At 51.2% G+C, this 17,230-nt stretch carries 14 protein-coding genes; 2 read left to right on the top strand and 12 right to left on the bottom strand.

The annotated features are described in order from the left end of the window. Window positions 1-230: 230 nt before the first annotated feature. From HBM92_RS22355 to alsR, 12 genes are all read right to left on the bottom strand, one after another. Window positions 231-2,378, bottom strand: a complete 2,148-nt coding sequence (locus HBM92_RS22355) for a formate dehydrogenase H subunit alpha, selenocysteine-containing (RefSeq protein ID WP_011076734.1) — start codon at window positions 2,376-2,378, stop codon at window positions 231-233. 197 nt (window positions 2,379-2,575) lie between these two features. Continuing rightward, a complete protein-coding gene (mdtP, locus tag HBM92_RS22350) occupies window positions 2,576-4,042 on the bottom strand; it encodes a multidrug efflux transporter outer membrane subunit MdtP (RefSeq protein ID WP_000610612.1) in 1,467 nt (488 codons plus the stop codon). Further along, window positions 4,039-6,090, bottom strand: a complete 2,052-nt coding sequence (gene mdtO / locus HBM92_RS22345) for a multidrug efflux transporter permease subunit MdtO (protein ID WP_001275175.1) — start codon at window positions 6,088-6,090, stop codon at window positions 4,039-4,041. Before mdtO ends, mdtP begins: the two co-directional genes overlap by 4 nt. After that, window positions 6,090-7,121 carry a multidrug efflux transporter periplasmic adaptor subunit MdtN gene (gene mdtN / locus HBM92_RS22340; RefSeq protein WP_000446362.1) on the bottom strand — a complete coding sequence of 344 codons (1,032 nt, stop codon included), beginning with the start codon at window positions 7,119-7,121 and terminating at the stop codon, window positions 6,090-6,092. Before mdtN ends, mdtO begins: the two co-directional genes overlap by 1 nt. Before the next feature lie 18 nt (window positions 7,122-7,139). After that, on the bottom strand, window positions 7,140-7,415 hold the full coding sequence (locus HBM92_RS22335; RefSeq protein ID WP_001317551.1) for a YtcA family lipoprotein: 276 nt from the start codon (window positions 7,413-7,415) through the stop codon (window positions 7,140-7,142). 208 nt (window positions 7,416-7,623) lie between these two features. Then, entirely contained in the window at window positions 7,624-9,609 is a 1,986-nt protein-coding gene (yjcS, locus tag HBM92_RS22330; protein WP_001443151.1) for an alkyl sulfatase YjcS, read from the bottom strand. A gap of 272 nt (window positions 9,610-9,881) precedes the next feature. Then, window positions 9,882-10,811: an allose kinase gene (alsK, locus tag HBM92_RS22325; RefSeq protein ID WP_001171670.1), complete on the bottom strand. Its 930-nt coding sequence runs from the start codon at window positions 10,809-10,811 to the stop codon at window positions 9,882-9,884. Continuing rightward, complete coding sequence (gene alsE, locus HBM92_RS22320; RefSeq protein ID WP_001314355.1) at window positions 10,795-11,490, bottom strand: D-allulose-6-phosphate 3-epimerase; 696 nt, start codon at window positions 11,488-11,490, stop codon at window positions 10,795-10,797. The genes alsK and alsE overlap by 17 nt, the downstream gene beginning before the upstream one ends. Window positions 11,491-11,500: 10 nt before the next feature. After that, window positions 11,501-12,481 (bottom strand): D-allose ABC transporter permease, encoded by a 981-nt coding sequence (alsC, locus tag HBM92_RS22315; RefSeq protein ID WP_000507101.1) that lies wholly within the window; start codon window positions 12,479-12,481, stop codon window positions 11,501-11,503. Then, window positions 12,460-13,992: a D-allose ABC transporter ATP-binding protein AlsA gene (gene alsA, locus HBM92_RS22310; RefSeq protein ID WP_000235240.1), complete on the bottom strand. Its 1,533-nt coding sequence runs from the start codon at window positions 13,990-13,992 to the stop codon at window positions 12,460-12,462. Before alsA ends, alsC begins: the two co-directional genes overlap by 22 nt. 126 nt (window positions 13,993-14,118) lie before the next feature. After that, on the bottom strand, window positions 14,119-15,054 hold the full coding sequence (alsB, locus tag HBM92_RS22305; protein WP_001361478.1) for a D-allose transporter substrate-binding protein: 936 nt from the start codon (window positions 15,052-15,054) through the stop codon (window positions 14,119-14,121). 58 nt (window positions 15,055-15,112) lie between these two features. Beyond that, window positions 15,113-16,003 (bottom strand): D-allose utilization transcriptional regulator AlsR, encoded by an 891-nt coding sequence (alsR, locus tag HBM92_RS22300; RefSeq protein WP_000083216.1) that lies wholly within the window; start codon window positions 16,001-16,003, stop codon window positions 15,113-15,115. Between the two features lie 358 nt (window positions 16,004-16,361). Here alsR and rpiB point away from each other — a divergent pair, with 358 nt between their 5' ends. Beyond that, window positions 16,362-16,811 carry a bifunctional allose-6-phosphate isomerase/ribose-5-phosphate isomerase RpiB gene (rpiB, locus tag HBM92_RS22295; RefSeq protein ID WP_000716791.1) on the top strand — a complete coding sequence of 150 codons (450 nt, stop codon included), beginning with the start codon at window positions 16,362-16,364 and terminating at the stop codon, window positions 16,809-16,811. Between the two features lie 68 nt (window positions 16,812-16,879). Then, a complete protein-coding gene (gene yjdP, locus HBM92_RS22290; RefSeq protein ID WP_000819746.1) occupies window positions 16,880-17,209 on the top strand; it encodes a DDRRRQL repeat protein YjdP in 330 nt (109 codons plus the stop codon). Window positions 17,210-17,230: the final 21 nt, after the last annotated feature.

The raw sequence follows: 17,230 nt of genomic DNA, 5'->3' as shown, positions 1-17,230 counted from the left end.
AAATGTAAAGTATTATTACGTTAGGCCGCGATGAGAATTGAGTAAAGATAATTCTCATTTGCAATCGTGACTGGAATAGAAGAACAACCGAGAAGACGTCGCTAATAACCAGGATGGGCTGGTTTGACTGCGCAGGTATGTATAAAAAAATCCGGAAACAGAGAGTCGTTTCCGGATTGATACAAAGGCGTTGGGTAATATCGCCGCTTTTAACGTGAGTTTACGCGGTATTACGCCAGTGCCGCTTCGCGCAGGCGAGTTTTCAACTTGTTGTACTCGTCAATCACGTACTGCTCGGCGGCGCGCTGATCGGCGATCGGCTCGACGCGCACGGCGCAGTATTTGTATTCCGGCGTTTTCGTAATCGGGCTTAAGTTTTCGGTCACCAGCTCGTTACAGGCACCAATCCACCACTGGTAGGTCATGTAAATCGCCCCTTTGTTCGGACGATCGCTGACCTGCGCACGGGTGATAATTTTGCCTTTACGCGAGTGCACCCAAACCAATGCCTCATCTTCAATACCCAGACGTTTGGCGTCTTCGGTATTGATTTGTGCGTAGCCAGGTTCATCAGCCAGCGCCGCCAGTGCCGCACAGTTACCGGTCATCGAACGGCAAGAGTAGTGACCAACTTCACGCACCGTTGACAGTACCATCGGGTACTCGTCGGTGAGTTTGTCGATTGGCGCTACCCAGTCGCAGGTGAAGAACTGCGCCAGACCGTTCGGGGTATCAAACTTCTCTTTAAACAGATAAGAAGTCCCCTGATCGGCATCTGAAGTATCGCGGCAAGGCCACTGAATGAAGCCCAGTTCGCCCATTTTCTCGTAAGTCGCACCGTAGAAATCCGGGCACAGATGACGCAACTCGTCCCAGATCTCCTGGGTGTTGTTGTAGTGCATCGGATAACCCATACGAGTGGCAATTTCACTGATGATTTGCCAGTCCGTTTTCAGATCCCACTTCGGCTCAACCGCCTTGAAGAAACGCTGGAAGCCACGGTCAGCCGCAGTAAACACGCCTTCATGCTCGCCCCACGACGTTGACGGTAAAATGACATCCGCCGCCGACGCGGTTTTGGTCATAAAGATGTCCTGAACGATAACCAGTTCCAGATCTTCAAAGGCTTTACGTACTGCCGACAGTTCCGCGTCAGTTTGCAGCGGATCTTCGCCCATAATGTACGCCGCTCTCACTTCACCATGCGCCACGCGGTGCGGCAGCTCGCTGATGCGATAGCCGGTATGAGCAGGCAGGCTTTCCACGCCCCAGGCTTTGGCGAATTTCTCGCGGTTAGCCGGATCTTTCACGTACTGATAGCCCGGATACGTATCCGGCAGCGCGCCCATATCGCAGGCACCCTGCACGTTGTTCTGACCACGAACCGGGTTTACACCCGCATGTGGCTTACCGAGGTTACCGGTCAGCATCGCGAGGCTGGTCAGAGAACGCACGGTTTCCACGCCCTGATAGAACTGGGTTACCCCCATGCCCCACAGGATGGCGGCGCTTTCTGCCTGGGCATACATCCGCGCCGCCTGACGAATCTCACTGGCGCTGACGCCGGTGATATCTTCAACCGACTCCGGCGTGTAGCCTTCAACGATTTTACGATACTCTTCAAAGCCTTCTGTACGGGAAGCGACGAACGCCTTGTCGTACAGATTTTCTTCAATAATGACATGGCCCATCGCATTCAACAGCGCGATGTTCGAGCCGTTTTTCAATGCAATGTGCATGTCAGCAATGCGCGCGGTTTCAATTTTACGCGGATCGCAGACGATAATTTTCGCCCCGTTACGTTTAGCGTTAATTACGTGATTCGCCACGATTGGGTGGGAATCCGCCGGGTTATACCCGAAAACGAACACTAAATCGGTATTATCAATTTCGTTAATAGCATTGCTCATTGCGCCATTACCGACCGATTGGTGCAGACCTGCAACCGATGGGCCGTGTCAGACACGAGCGCAGCAGTCAACGTTATTGGTACCAATAACGGCGCGCGCAAATTTTTGCATTACATAGTTGGTTTCGTTACCCGTACCGCGCGAGGAGCCGGTCGTCTGGATGGCATCCGGACCGTACTTCTCTTTGATGGCGCTCAGGCGCTCGGCAACGTAATTCAGTGCCTCATCCCAGGAAACAGGTTCGAGTTTGCCGCCACGCTGGCGACGGATCATGGGGGTTTTCAGGCGCGGGGTCAGGATCTGGGTATCGTTAATGAAGTCCCAGCCATAATAACCCTTCAGACACAGGGTACCCTGGTTGGTTTTCCCCTGCGCTGCCTCCGCCCGGACGATTTTGCCGTTATCGACGACCAGGTTGATTTTGCAACCTGATGCGCAATAGGGGCAAACCGTGACGACTTTTTTCATCGGTCTCGCTCCAGTTAATCAAATCACGCATACGCGCTCTCGACTACAGTATGCATCTTTTATGCCACATTTTATTTGGGGTCATTCCCTGATATTACGGGCACTATTTATTCAAAACTCTGACGAAAAACAGGCTGTCGTCAGTTTTGACGTGACGAAACGAAATACCGCGTGACAGCCATCACGCGGTAGACATTTTATTTTTTCTCGACGATGGGAGCCGCCTGATACCCGCCGCCCAGCGATTTCATCAACTGAATGCTTTGGATCACCCGGCGGCTGTCCAGCATCAGTAATGACATCTCTTCGGCAAGCACTGGCAACCGGGCTTCGGTGGCCTGTAAGCGGCTGGTTAAGCCGCGCTGATAGGCGGCCTCGGCTGCGCGCTGGGTGAAGCGCGTTGCTTCTACGCGTTCAGCCTGCATCTCTCGCTCGTCGTTGAGCGTTTGCAGACGTGTGCCGTTGACGGCAACGTCACGCACCGCGTTCAGTACTGACTGGTTGTAACGTTCAATCATCATGTTGCTGGCGGCGCGAGTGCCTTCGAGATTGGCATTCAACCGTCCACCGTCAAACAGCGGCAATTTCAGACCCGGGATGAAGTTGAACTGGCGACTGGTTTTTTTGAATAAGGTATCCAGGTGGATGGAGTCCAGACCGAAAAACGCTTTGATATCAAAGCTCGGGTAGAACAGCGCCCGCGCGGAATCCACCTGATCTAATGACGCCTGAACATACCAGCGCATGGCTTGCAGATCCGGGCGTCTGGCGAGCAACTCATAAGAGAGCGTTGCCGGAATGCCGGTCTGTACTCGTGGTAATGCCACCGGTTTGATCTCCGGCATATCGCTGGCTCCCGCGCCAATCAATGCACGCAGAGATTCTCGCGTTTCAGTGATTTGCCCTTTGACGGCAGCAATTTGTTTATCGACCGCCAGAATCTGTGCCCGCGCGCCGTGGAAAGGCACTTGCGCTTCCAGACCGTGCGCCACTTTACTCTGGTGCGCTTTCACCGCGTAATCAATCACATCGCGAGTTTGTTCTAACAGATCGAGCATCTGATAGCTGGCCTGCATACTGTAATAAAGCTGCGCTACGCCCGTGGTCAGCGATAGCTCTACTGCTGCGGTTTCTGCCAGCGCGGCATTATGCGCGCCAATGGCGGCAGCAACCGCTGAGCGATGCACACCCCACAAATCGAGATCCAGTCCGGCAAACAAACCGACTGTGGCTTCCGTATAGTACGGCCCGTCCATACCCAGTGCTGGCGCATCCATCGCATAAGGGCTTAAAAAGCCGTTCGCCGAGACGCGTTGGCGGTTGAGCATCCCTAACGCTGCGACCTGTAATTGTGAACCGGCATCTAACAAATCGGCCTGGGACTGCGCTTTTTCTTCCCGCAGTTTCGCTTCGGCGAGGGGGTGTGAACCACTTAGCGTCCGTTGGATCAGCGAATCCAGCTGCGGGTCATTGAGTTGTTTCCACCACTGCGCCTGCGGCCAGCCGGAGCTGGCAAGATGAATATCATCGGCCAGTTTGATTTGCTCCGGTTTGAGCTGTTGATGAGGCGCAGAATCCTTACGTACCAGGGCACAGCCGGAAATCAGCGTCGTGCTGCCGAGAATGCTGCACAACAGCAGACGTGAAAGTTGACGATTGATCATTGCGTGGCTCCTTGTGCCTGTTCCGTGGCGGGCGTTAATGCCGGGGCTGTCCAGTCTGGCAAGCGGGCGAAAAGCTGGCAGACGTGTTGCTCCTGTTTTAATAAGGTGGGCAGAATGGCCTGCGAGGCGGATGTCTCTTCTAACGTTATTTGAGGAGAATGACTGAGTGCGGTAGCCACACCGGCAGCGTATTTCTCCAGGGCGTCGGCAAACTGACCTGCTCTGTCCGGCTGTAGTGCGTTATCCAGCGCCTGCGCCGAGTTCCAGGTGGCATCCCAGGCGTGAAGAATATCGCGGCCCTGACGAATAACCGTTTGCGAACGTTCAATCAGTAATGCGCGTTCTTCGCTGTCCAGTTGACGCTCCAGCACCACGCGTTGGCACATCTCTTCACAGGCATTAAACGCCGCATGCAGACCTATGCGAATGTGCAGATAAGTGCGCAGAGCCGTGACTTCCTGCTGGCGTGGGATCCGCATTACTTTACTCAACATACCCAGCGCGCCAGCCAGTTTTTGCGGCAGCGTGCGCGCTTCGCTTTCAGGCCAGACAAAGGTGTAAATCACCGCCGACACCACGGTACCAATGATGATACCCAGAGCGCGATCGCGAATTTCCACCAGGTCGTACACCGGGCCAAAAACGTTTTCGAGCGTGGCGAGCGCGAAGGTGACCACCATCTGTGTGCCGATATAAGAAGAGCGTTCAGAGCTGGTGGCAATCCATGCGCCCAACAGGAAAATCGGTGCCAGCACAAACAGCAATTCGACAATATTGTCCAGCCAGGGCATGACCAGTAGCGTGAATAACAGCGCCAGAATCGCGCCGCAAAAGGCCCCACCAAAACGCAGCACCATCTTCTGGTACGACGAACCGACATTTGGATTAGCGACGATCACGCAGGTCAGCATACAGGTATGAATGCCTTCCCAGTCCACGCCGCTGTAGAAGGTGTAACAGATCAAACAGGCGAGCAGCGTTTTTACCGCGTAGCGCATATAGTCTGGATTGGTAAAAGCATCGGCGACCATTGATGGCGGTTTGGCTGCGGGCGTTGGCGGCGTATTCGGGTCCATCTGACCAAGCTGTAACAGCGTCTGGCAGATATTCTCCAGGTTACATTCCCGTGCCGTCATCGCTTCACTTTCACTGATCCGCCAGTCGCTTTGCCAGCACTGACCTTCGGTAATGGAATGCTGCAGCTTGTTGATTTCTGAAGCTAATTTTTGTCGGAATTCAATAATTGCCTGAGAATCAGCAAAAGAGGTGGGATCGTAGCGATTCAGTGTCGAGTAAATGTAGGTTACCGTTGCCACGCAGCTTTGCCACCATGCGCTCTGGGTTCGCCAGTTGGCATCGTCCGCGAGGCAAAAGACATTGAGTTTTTGCAGCGCCAGCGCCTCTCTTTCAATCCGCGTTTCGGGTAGCGGTGCGAGGCTGTCCGTCAGGTGGCTAATGGCATCATCAAGCCGATCATTAAGCGCCTGATGCATCTGCGTAATGGCACGACTGGGAAACCACAGCACGCCGATTAACGTCATCAGCAAGGTTGGATAGAGGCCAACAACGATACACCACAGCGTTAAGCGCACGACCGCTTCCGGATAGTCGAGCATGGCGGGGAAGGTTTGCCCGTAAATAGCGACAATGGCGACGGCGAAAAAGACCAGCCCCAACCGATGGGTGCGCATCAAAAACATACAGCTCATCAGGATCGGCCCGGCAATGATCAATCGGATCAACGGTTCGCCATATGACCATTTGTAGATCAAAAACAGGCTGGCGATCTCCAGCACCGTGGCGACCACAAACAAGATCGCCACAAATTTGGTGTAAAACGCGTTCGACTGAATACCGTAAAACAGCACTGCCAGTGATAACGCCACAAAAGGGATCTCAAAAGTCATCGAGATCAGAATCACCAGCAGGCAGCCTACCCAGAGTTGCATAGTCTGTGGCACGCGCCCTGGTCGCCGCTCGCTTAACTCTTCATGAAAGAACGCCAGCAGCCTGACCACCGGTAATGGCAGGGAGTTGAGCGCGCTCATTATTGCGGCTCAAGATTAGCGACTGCCGAAGCGCCGATGCGGAACATTTCCGGGTCAGGTTTATCGACCATGATTTTGACCGGAAAACGCTGGGCAACGCGGACCCAGTTAATAGAACGAGACACTTTCGGCAGGCCGCCCAGCACCAGGCCGCCGTCATCCGGTAGCACGCCGTAGCCAATCGAATCCACTTTACCCTCGAAGGTTTTGCCGCTGTCGCTCATCAGGCGAATGGTTGCGGGTGTACCCGAGCGAATATTTTTCAGATCAGTTTCGCGGAAGTTGGCAATCACGTACCAGTGACGAGTGTCGATTAGAGTGAAAATAGGGCGCATCGCAGATGCAAACTGCCCGACGGAGATTTTGAGGGAAATGACCCGGCCATCAAACGGCGCGCGAACGGTCGCCATTTCCAGATGCAGTTTGGTCAGGGCAATATCCGCTTCCACTGCCGCACGCTGCGCCACCAGCGCATCCACGCCGCTGACGGCGCTGGCGGCTGACTGCGCCTGCAACAATACGGCATTAAGGTCCGCTTCTGCCGCACGCTGTGCGGTTCTTGCACGGTCAACCTCTTCCGCAGAAACAAAACCTTCTCGCAGTAGCGGTTCGGTACGGCGTAACGTATCGCTGGCTTGTTTCGCGGCGGCACGGGCTTTTTCTACCGTGGCATTAACCGAGTCGGCACCAAACTGTTGTGCGTCAACGCTACGCTGGGTGAGCATAATTTGCTTATCCAGCGCCGCGAGGGAGGCTTCAGCTTTCGCCAGATTGGCTTCGTACGGGCGCGGATCAATGCGGAACAGCAAATCGCCCTGTTTCACCGCCTGGTTGTCGGTGACCGCCAGTTCTACAATGCGACCGCTGACTTCCGGCACCACATCAATGGTATCTGCTGACGCGTAAGCGTCATTAGTTGATGGCGCACTGTCTACGCGCCAGATAACGAAAACAAGGGCAACCAGCGCCAACGCAACCACTAACAGAGCAGGGAATTTACTGCGAGGAGCTTTTTTCGGCGTACTTTCCATGAGCGCGTCTCAAATAGATTAGAAAAATGCCAGCCAGAACAGCATGGCGTAGAGAGCAAAAAGGGCGGTATAAATAATTCCGACAAATGCCAGATTGATATTTGTCCGCTGAATAATTCGCCTCGTGATGAGCGTCAAAATAAGGCTGGCAATAGCGCAGAAAAACCAGCCGGGATAATAAGCGCCGATCACCGGGATCGCCGGAGATAATGAGCATCCCGATACCATGAAGACGGGAATTATCCAGGCTGTCTTTTTGAGTTGCATCGCCATGCGAGAGAGAACTGTTGGCATATTAAATACATCCTGTCTGCTGCGAACAATATCTGTAGTGAATATCAATATCCATTGAAGGCGTCAGTATGGCTATTTTCTTGATGAATAAAAATAGCTTTATTCAGCCACCGCATTCATAACTTATATATTTCATGTATTAATTTGCTGTATATATTTTTAAAATAAATGCTTTTGGGGGCTTCAGCGCCCCCAAAAGCGAGTGACATTAATTTGGGGTTACGATATTCACCCACAAATCGAAATTATCCAGACAGGCGATAATTTCTTCCAGTTTCGCGCCATTGCCAATAATTTTGGCTTTCTTCGCTTTCACCAGATCGGCCATTTTTGCCTGTCCGGTCAGCACGGCGTGCAGATCTTCACGGCTGATGTAGAAAGAGGCGTCAGCTTGCGGTTGCAGTGTTTTACGGTAGTTAAGCACGCTATCGTTCAGCGTCAGGTTGAGGTTATCGCCGTTGCTCATATTGAAGTTCAGGCTGATATTTTTACCCGCGGCTTTCGCGCTATCGAGGCGAACGGACATAAAGTCGAACAGCATTTCGACCGACATCCCACGAATGGTGTCCGGGGAACCGGTGGTGCCGTGGCTGAACTTATGCACCCCTTCGCGCAGCTCTTTCGCGCCGGTCAGGTAGAAACCGCGCCATGTGGCGGACTCGGCCTGATAGCCCAGCTGTTCAAAGTTATTCGCTTGCAGATTCTTCGCGACCTGGTCACCCGGGTTGGCAGCAATCACCTGTTTCAGCAGTTCTGCCGACCAGCGATAATCACCTTGCTTGTTCGCTTCTTGCGCCAGGTTGATGACGCGGGCAGAACCGCCCAGCGCCTGCACGTAACGTTTACCCATCTCCACCTGACCATACGGATGCAGGTTAGCCGGGTTACCGTCGTAATAGCCAAGATAGAAGTTATATACCGCGCGGGCGTTGTGGCTGACAGAACCGTAATAGCCGCGGCTGGCCCAGTTATTGGCAAGCGCAGGCGGCAGCTTAATCATGTCGCCGATTTCATTCATGGTGTAGCCCTGGTTCGCCAGGTGCAGGGTCTGGTCGTGAATGTACTTGATAGTATCGCGATATTTACCAATATAATCATTGATATGCTTATTGCCCCAAACCGGCCAGGTGTGCGGCATAAACAGTACTTCCGCGTCGTTACCCCACATATCCAATGTTTCGTTCAGATACTCGGTCCACTTGCTGGTGTCGCGGGTTTTCGCGCCGCGCAGGGTGTAGAAGTTGTGCAGGGTATGCGTGGCATTCTCGGCGGTACACAGGGCTTTCAGGGCCGGAATATAGAAGTGCATTTCCGCTGGCGCTTCGCTACCTGGGGTCATCAGGAAGTCAAACTCCAGGCCGTCGATAATCATCTTCTCGCCAGTTCTCACGATAGTTTTAGTCGGTGCAATAATGCTCGGGTCGCCCGTTGCCAGCGTCACGCCAAGGCCATTACCCACATTGCCTTGCGCGTTGTGCGGCAGTAACAGACCGTAAGAGTAGAGCGCACGGCGGCTCATGATGTTACCCGCCAGCACGTTTTCGCTGATGGCTTCGTCCATAAAGCCAGCTGGAGCAATCACCTGAACTTTTCCGGATTTAACATCGGCTTCAGAGATGATGCCTTTCACGCCGCCATAGTGGTCGGCGTGGCTGTGGGTATAGATAACGGCAATAATGGGTTTTTGCGGGCGATGCTGGAAGTAAAGGTCAAGTGCGGCTTTTGCGGCAGGTGGCGTCACCAGTGGGTCAATAACAATAATGCCTTTCTCGCCCTCAACGAACGTAATGTTAGAGATATCCTGGCCGCGCACCTGATACATTTTATCGGTGACTTTGAACAGGCCTGAAATGCCGTTGATCTGCGACTGACGCCACAGGCTGGGGTTTACGGTTTCCGGCGCAGCGGCATTAATATCAAATTTGTAATCATTCGCGCGGTAGTAAATTTTACCGTTCGCATCACGCAGAATACCTTCATCCAGCAGCGGAGCGATAAATCCACGCTGGGCATCGTCAAAATCCTGACGATCGCTAAACGGTAATGATTTGGCGTAATTCTGATTAACCTGTTGGGTATATTGAGTGGCGGCTTTCGCTTCATCTGTTGCGTAAGCGGTATTTATCATCATGCCGCTGGCGGCAGTGAACGCAATAACAATCCTGCTCAAACGGAATAACCGAGAGTTATTCATATAAATCTCCATTTATCATTTATGTCGTAAATATGTAATCCATGCAAAATACGTCATTTAAAGCTGGCGTTATCATAATTCTGAAATTGCGACTTTAATAAGTGGAAGTGTGAGCGGAACGAGCCATTTTATTAGGCATTTGTGCTGAAGAGGGAAAATTACAGTAGAACTATCATTGCTGGGAATAATATGGGCTGTTTTATGTAATTATTATATATATTGTACCTGTCGTTGGCACAGCGGGATATTGCGCTACTGTGCCAACGCTTTACTCATGGGACTTTAGCACAGGACTGTAGCAAAAAACGTTGATGCGCCAATATTGCTGCACCCTGAGCGCCATTAAAGTCAGAAGATGAGGCGGCAATAAAGCGCACGACCTGATACGGCAGTGGACGGCGCAGGTACTTTTGGGTCATGGCAATGAGAGTCTCGCGTGGGAAGGCGGGCATATCCATCGCGCCACCACCCAGAATCACCGCATCGGGATCGAACAGATTAATGCTGGTGGCAATGGCTCGTGCCGCGTTTTCAAGCAGACTCTGGACGAAAGGGGCGTTTTCCGCATGGACGAAAAGATCGCTCAATGGGTAATTTCGGGGCTGTTGTTCGTACCAGCGTCTTAGCGCCATTCCAGAGCAATTGGTTTCCAGGCACCCAGGATTACCACACGCGCAGTGTTGGGTCATATCTCCCAGGGGGATATGGCCCAGTTCGCCTGCCACACCGTGTGCACCCGTCCACGGCGCACCGTTCATCCACACTGCGAACCCCATCCCCGTACCGAGATAGGCTGCCAGAACCAGTTGTTGCGTAAGGCGGTTTTCTACTACGTCCCAGGAGAGTTGCAGGTTAACGTCGCGGGAAAACTCAACCGGACAATTCAGCGTATTTTCGAGCTTATCGGCGAGATCATATAAATCTGCCGCTGTTAACGGCAGGTTAGGCGTAGAAATAATGGTGCGTTTATCTTTACTGACCAGCGCCGGAAATCCCATCACCAGACCATGACAGCGAGCGTTAAAGCGCCTGAGTTGCTCGTCAATCATTTCGCCGATACCCGACACCAGGTCGGGAGCAATAACTTCTGCGGTCCGCTTTTTTTCGCAGTGTAGCGTTTCACCTTCTGCTGTCCGCAGACAAAAGCGGATATGCGTTGCCCCCATATCCACGCCCGCTACGACGTTATGCTGTTTTTGCATGAGGCTGTACCTCGCTTTTTGCAGCCAGAATCTGCGCGGTCATAATTCTCCATGCTTCGTCGATATTTTCCGCATGATTAAACAGGCCGGAAGTGCCGACGATAAAGACATCCGCCCCTGCCGCCATTAGTTTTTCGTAAGTTGCCTGGTTGCAGGAACCGTCCACCTCAATTTCGTACTCCAGACCTTCTCGTTCACGCCATGCCTTCAGTTCGGCAACTTTATCCAGCATTTCAGGAATGAAGGGTTGTCCGGCAAAACCGGGATCGACAGTCATGACCGTAATTTTATCAGCCTTATGGATATAGTATTTCATGGCCTCAACCGGCGTTTCCGGATTAAGAATCAGCCCCACTTTCATGCCATGACGGCGGATTTCATCAATCAGGCGGAATGCCTGACCGTTGATAGTTTCCGGATGCAAAGTGATGAAATCAGCTCCCGCACGTGCCAGTTGAGCAATGTAATCCTGCGGACGCGTTACCATCAGATGGCAGTCGAGCGGTTTACTCGCCAGTTTTTTTACCTGGCTTACGAAGAACGGTGAGAGCGTCAGATTCGGCACAAAGTGGCCGTCCATGATATCGATGTGAAAGTAATCGGCATGGCTGTCGATAAATTCGATCTGTTCTTTAAATTTCAGCAGATCCATACACATTAACGAGGGGGAGATTTTCATGTTCAATTCCTTACTTACTGATAAGACGGTCAAGGGCGACAGCCGCGATAATTAATCCGCCCATCACCACCAGTTGGTAATAGGTTTGTACCTGCAAAATATTCAGACCGTTGTTGATGGTGCCGATGATCAACCCGCCAATCACCACAGAGAAAATGCGCCCCTTGCCGCCGAAGAAACTGGTGCCGCCAATGATGGCGCTGGCAATGGCATAGGTTTCAAAACCCATACCGGCAAGCGGTTCTGCGGCACCGAGTCGTGCAGTTGAGACGACGCCTGCCAGACCTGCACAAACACCGGAGATGATAAACACCACCAGGATGTGGAATTTCACGTCAATCCCGGAATAGAACGCCGAGTTTTTGTTGCCGCCCAGTGCGTAGATGTTGCGTCCGAGCCGCATACGCGTTGTCAGAAACCAAAGGATGAGCGCGACAATTAGCGAGAAGATAACGGGGACAGGTATCCCAATTACGCTGGCGGCAAAGAAGTTCACGAAGTCAAATGAGAAGCCGTATACCGAGTTGGCATCGGAGATCACCAGCGTGATCCCACGGAAAATAGCGTTGGTGCCAAGGGTGATAATGAACGGGTGTAGTCCCGTCCAGTTGACCAGGCAGCCGTTGATCGCCCCCAGTGCGCCGCCAACCAGTACACCGCCAATTAGCGCCGCGAGAAACGGATCAATACCTGCCAACATCAGTTTAGCGGTCACCATACCGGAAAGCGCCAGAATCGCGCCAACCGAAAGGTCGATACCGGCGACCAGGATAGCGAAGAATTCCCCCATGCCGATCAGTACCGTCACGGAGCTTTGCACAAAAATCTGGGTAATATTATTGGTGGTCAGAAAATATTCTGACGACAGCAAACCAAAAATGGCGACGATGATCGCCAGGATAAAAAAAGTACCGTATTTATCCCAGAACAGCGCAAAGTTGAACGGTTTCTTCTCGCTCGCTTCGCTTTTTACTCGTGTGGTAAAGCCCATGCCATAATCTCCTCTTCGCTCATGTCATCGCGATTGGTCAGGATTTGCGTCAGTCGTCCTTCGCAGAACACGGCGATGCGGTCGCAGACGGTGATAATTTCAGGTAGTTCAGATGACACCATCAGGATGACTTTTCCGTCGTCCGCCAGTTGGCGCATCACTTTGTAAATTTCGGCTTTCGCGCCAACGTCGATGCCACGGGTAGGTTCATCGAAAATGATCACTTCCGGGTGACAGCACAGCCATTTGGAGATCAGGACTTTCTGCTGGTTACCGCCGGAGAGTTCAGTGATGTTCTGGTTTACCGAATGACATTTCAGCGCCAGCAGTTCGCGCTGGGCTTCAGCGGTACGTTGCTCGTCAACTTCATGAAACAACCCCATCGCGCCTTTATAGCCGCCGTCTTTCAGACTGCGGCTGATAGCTATGTTCTGAGCGATAGAAAAGTTGGGGAAAAAGCCGTTATCCCGGCGGCTTTCAGTGATGTAAGCCATCCCTTTTTTCACGGCATCCAGGGGAGAACGTGGAGAGATATCTTTGCCATTAAGACGGATTTCTCCGCCAGCGCGTTTATCAACGCCAAACAGGCAGTTCATCAGTTCAGTACGTCCGGAACCGACCAGTCCGGCAAAGCCTAATATTTCTCCCCGGCAGACGCTAAATGAGATATCCCGGACCTTTTTTCTGTCACGGCTGGTGACGTTGCGCACCTCAAAAACCGTATCGTGCGCAAGGTTGCTGACATTCTCCTTCATCGCGTTAAAACGGTTTTGCAATTCGCGGCCTACCATCAGACGGACGATATCGTCATTTGACACATCGCTCACCATGCCGCTGCAAACGCTGCTGCCGTCTTTCATCACCGTATAGCGGTCGCAAATACGGCGAATTTCCGCCAATTTATGCGAGATATAGACGATGGCCGTACCCTCCTTACGCAACTGATTCATGATCAGAAACAGATAGTCCACCTCTTTATTGGTGAGTGAGGAGGTGGGTTCATCCATGATGATGACTTTGGCGTCGAGCATCAGCGTTTTGGCAATTTCCAGCATCTGCTTGTGGCTGATAGATAAATTCGCCACTTTCTCATCTAAATCAACTTTCAAGCCCACGCGTAATAACATCATGGCGGCGCGGACACGCATTTCTCGCCAGTCGATAATATTGACGCCACAGATTTTTTTCGTCAGATGACGACCAATATATAAATTTTCCAGTACGGTTAATTCATCAATAACGCTGAGTTCCTGATAAATAATCCCGATACCGAGTTGTGCCGCTAATTTATGATCCAGTTTGTTATAGTTAATGTTATTAATGGTAATGGTGCCTTTGGTCGGCTCATGTATCCCGGATAACACTTTCATTAGCGTAGATTTACCCGCACCATTTTCTCCTAGTAATGCATGTATTTCACCAGGATAAACCGTTAAATTAACCGACTTTAATGCGTGAACCGGACCAAAGGACTTGCCGATCCCCGCCATCGATATATATGGCGTGGCCATAAATAACCTCTCTGCACGAAATATCGTATTATTGCCTGATGGCTACGTTTATCAGGTCTACGTTCAGGTTATTTTGTTGGCCGGATAAGACACTTCATTAGCATCATCATCCGGCATCATTCAGTTTTATTGAGTGACCAGGATTGAATCGACCAGTTTAAATTCCGGTGCTTTATCCAGCGGGATAACCTTGCCGGATTTCTCAGCGTCAACCATCAGCTTCAGACCCGTTGCACCGATATCCGCCGGGTTCTGGGCAACCGTCGCGGTCATTTGTCCGGCTTCCACCATTTTGCGGGCTTCCGGAATGCCATCTGTACCGACGACCAACACTTTGCCCGTTTTTCCAGCGTTTGCGACTGCCTGAGCAACACCCATTGCCATCGTGTCATTCGCGCAATAGATCGCTTTAATATTCGGATTACGTTGCAACACGTTAGTGGCGACATCCAGTGCTTTAATACGGTCCCAGTCGGCAGGCTGGCTGGCGACAAGCTTGATCTGGCTTGCTTTTTTGAAGGCTTCGGTGGCACCATTACGACGCGCTTCACCGGAGGCGTTACCGGCTTTACCCTCAATGATTGCGACTTCACCCCCTTCGGCACCCAGCTTGTCAATAATGAATGACGCGCCTTTCGCCCCGACGGCAACATTATCGGTGGTGACAAAACCTTCCACATTACCGCCTGCTTTTTTCAGATTATCCATGTCGATTTTTTCATCGAGATTGACCAGATAAATGCCTTTTTTCCATGCGCGGGCAACAGGCATGACCAGGTTCACTGAGGATAATGGTGCGAAGGCGATACCTTTGTAATTTTTATTACTGAGATCTTCAAATAACTGCAATTGAGATTGAAAATCGCCTTCTGAAGGAGAGGCAAAAATATCAACGCTGACGCCCAGCGTTTTTGCTTCATCTTCAATGCCTTTTTTCATATCTACCCAAAATGGATTGGAGAGTGTTTTCAATACGACGGCATATTCGGCGGCAGCAAAAGCGCTGGTTGACAACATTAAGCCCACGAGTGTGCCGCTGAAATATTTCAGATATTTATTCATAATCATGTTCTCACGGTAAGGGGAGAGGTAACTCCGCGATGGCGGAATTACCTTTTTCTTATTTCAGCGCGCCTGGTGAGAAGAAATCAACAATTGCGCCGGTTTTTTGCATATTAATATTAGCTTGTTCAATGTTGAGCTGGGCGACAGAGACAAAAAACGCGTCCAGCAAAGTCAGTTGTAATATTCTTGCCGAGGCATTACGACCTAATAACGGTGTTTCCGGGGCCGGTGAGCAAATAATATAATCGGCCAGCTTCGCTATTGGTGAATGATAGCTATGCGTTATACAAATAATCTTTGCCCCGTTCTTTTTTGCCAGTTCTACAGCCGCTTTTACATCACTGGTTCGCCCGGAATGGGTCACCACCAGCACCACATCTCCTTCCTGTAACAACGAAGCAGACATCATCATGATGTGAGCGTCCGGATAGGCCTGGCAGCGTACGCCAATGCGCAAAAACTTGTGCTGTACATCAGCACAGATAGCATTTGATCCTCCGGCACCGTACAAATCCCGCTGTCTGGCCTGATAGAAAAAGCGGGCGGCACGGTGGATCTCATCAACGTTGACGATCGACTGACCTTCCATAATGGTGCGTAAAGTGATGTTAAATACCTTATTCACCACATCCTGCGGCGCTTCATCAAAAGCCAACTCGGAAGGCAATACTTGTTCTGACTGAGAAAAATAATCTTCCAGCGCACTGCGTAAGTTACGAAAGCCGCTAAACCCCAGCAGCTTTGATACCTTAACGATCATCGCTTCAGATACCGCCAGAGCTTCTGCGACATCTTTAATTGCGGGTGCACAACTCAGGTTACCGGGTTTGAGTAACCACTCCACGATGCGGCTTTCGTTTTCTGTCATTCCTTCCTGCTTCATTCGCAGGTAAGGCGCTAACCCGATACCGTTCGGAAGCGCTGAATCAAACTCTGACTGGCTCATCACGTTCTCTTGTCCTTGAATTGAAGACGCCACTATATCACCACAGCAAGAACAGAAAAGATGCTGGCAACTTCACAAAAAAATAAAATTTATAAAGTTTATTTTGTTGTGAATAATGGAGAGTGGCTTAAAATTTCGTTTCATTTAATCACTTTAAAAACATGATGTTATTTGTCTTTCTGGTTTATTAGATGATAGATGTTGCTGGATAGTGAGTGTCTTTAACGCTATTGCGCTGCCAGATGTAACTCTGTAAAACAGATCGGGAAGGCGGATTTCATCGATTTTGGATGTTTTTAATTCATTTACATCACAAATGTTTTTTGATTGTGAAGTTTTGCACGGGCGGGGAAGATGAATGAAAAAGATTGCATTTGGCTGTGATCATGTCGGTTTCATTTTAAAACATGAAATAGTGGCACATTTAGTTGAGCGTGGCGTTGAAGTGATTGATAAAGGAACCTGGTCGTCAGAGCGTACTGATTATCCGCATTACGCCAGTCAAGTCGCACTGGCCGTTGCTGGCGGAGAGGCTGATGGCGGGATTTTGATTTGTGGCACTGGCGTCGGTATTTCGATAGCGGCGAACAAGTTTGCCGGAATTCGCGCGGTCGTTTGTAGCGAACCTTATTCCGCGCAACTTTCGCGGCAGCATAACGATACCAACGTGCTGGCTTTTGGTTCACGAGTGGTTGGCCTCGAACTGGCAAAAATGATTGTCGATGCGTGGCTGGGCGCACAGTACGAAGGCGGTCGTCATCAACAACGCGTGGAGGCGATTACGGCAATAGAGCAGCAAAGGAATTGAGATTCATCCACTACTTGCATGGATGAGTAATGACTAATGTGGATAGAGTTTCTTTTTGAGGTTGGCTAATGAAACGCTTTCCGCTATTTCTTTTATTCACCCTGCTCACGCTGTCCACCGTTCCGGCCCAGGCCGATATTATCGACGACACCATTGGCAATATTCAGCAGGCGATTAACGACGCTTATAACCCTGACCGTGGGCGAGACTATGAAGATTCGCGCGACGACGGCTGGCAGCGTGAAGTGAGCGACGATCGGCGCAGACAATATGATGACCGCCGCCGCCAGTTTGAAGATCGCCGCAGGCAGCTGGACGATCGCCAGCGCCAGCTTGATCAGGAGCGTCGGCAACTGGAAGATGAAGAGCGGAGAATGGAAGATGAGTATGGGCGTTGATATAGGGGCCGGCGCGGGTAT

The organism is Escherichia sp. E.sYA108 (genome assembly GCF_011754335.1).
GTDB lineage: Bacteria > Pseudomonadota > Gammaproteobacteria > Enterobacterales > Enterobacteriaceae > Escherichia > Escherichia coli.
This window is presented reverse-complemented; position numbering and strand designations above follow the sequence as displayed.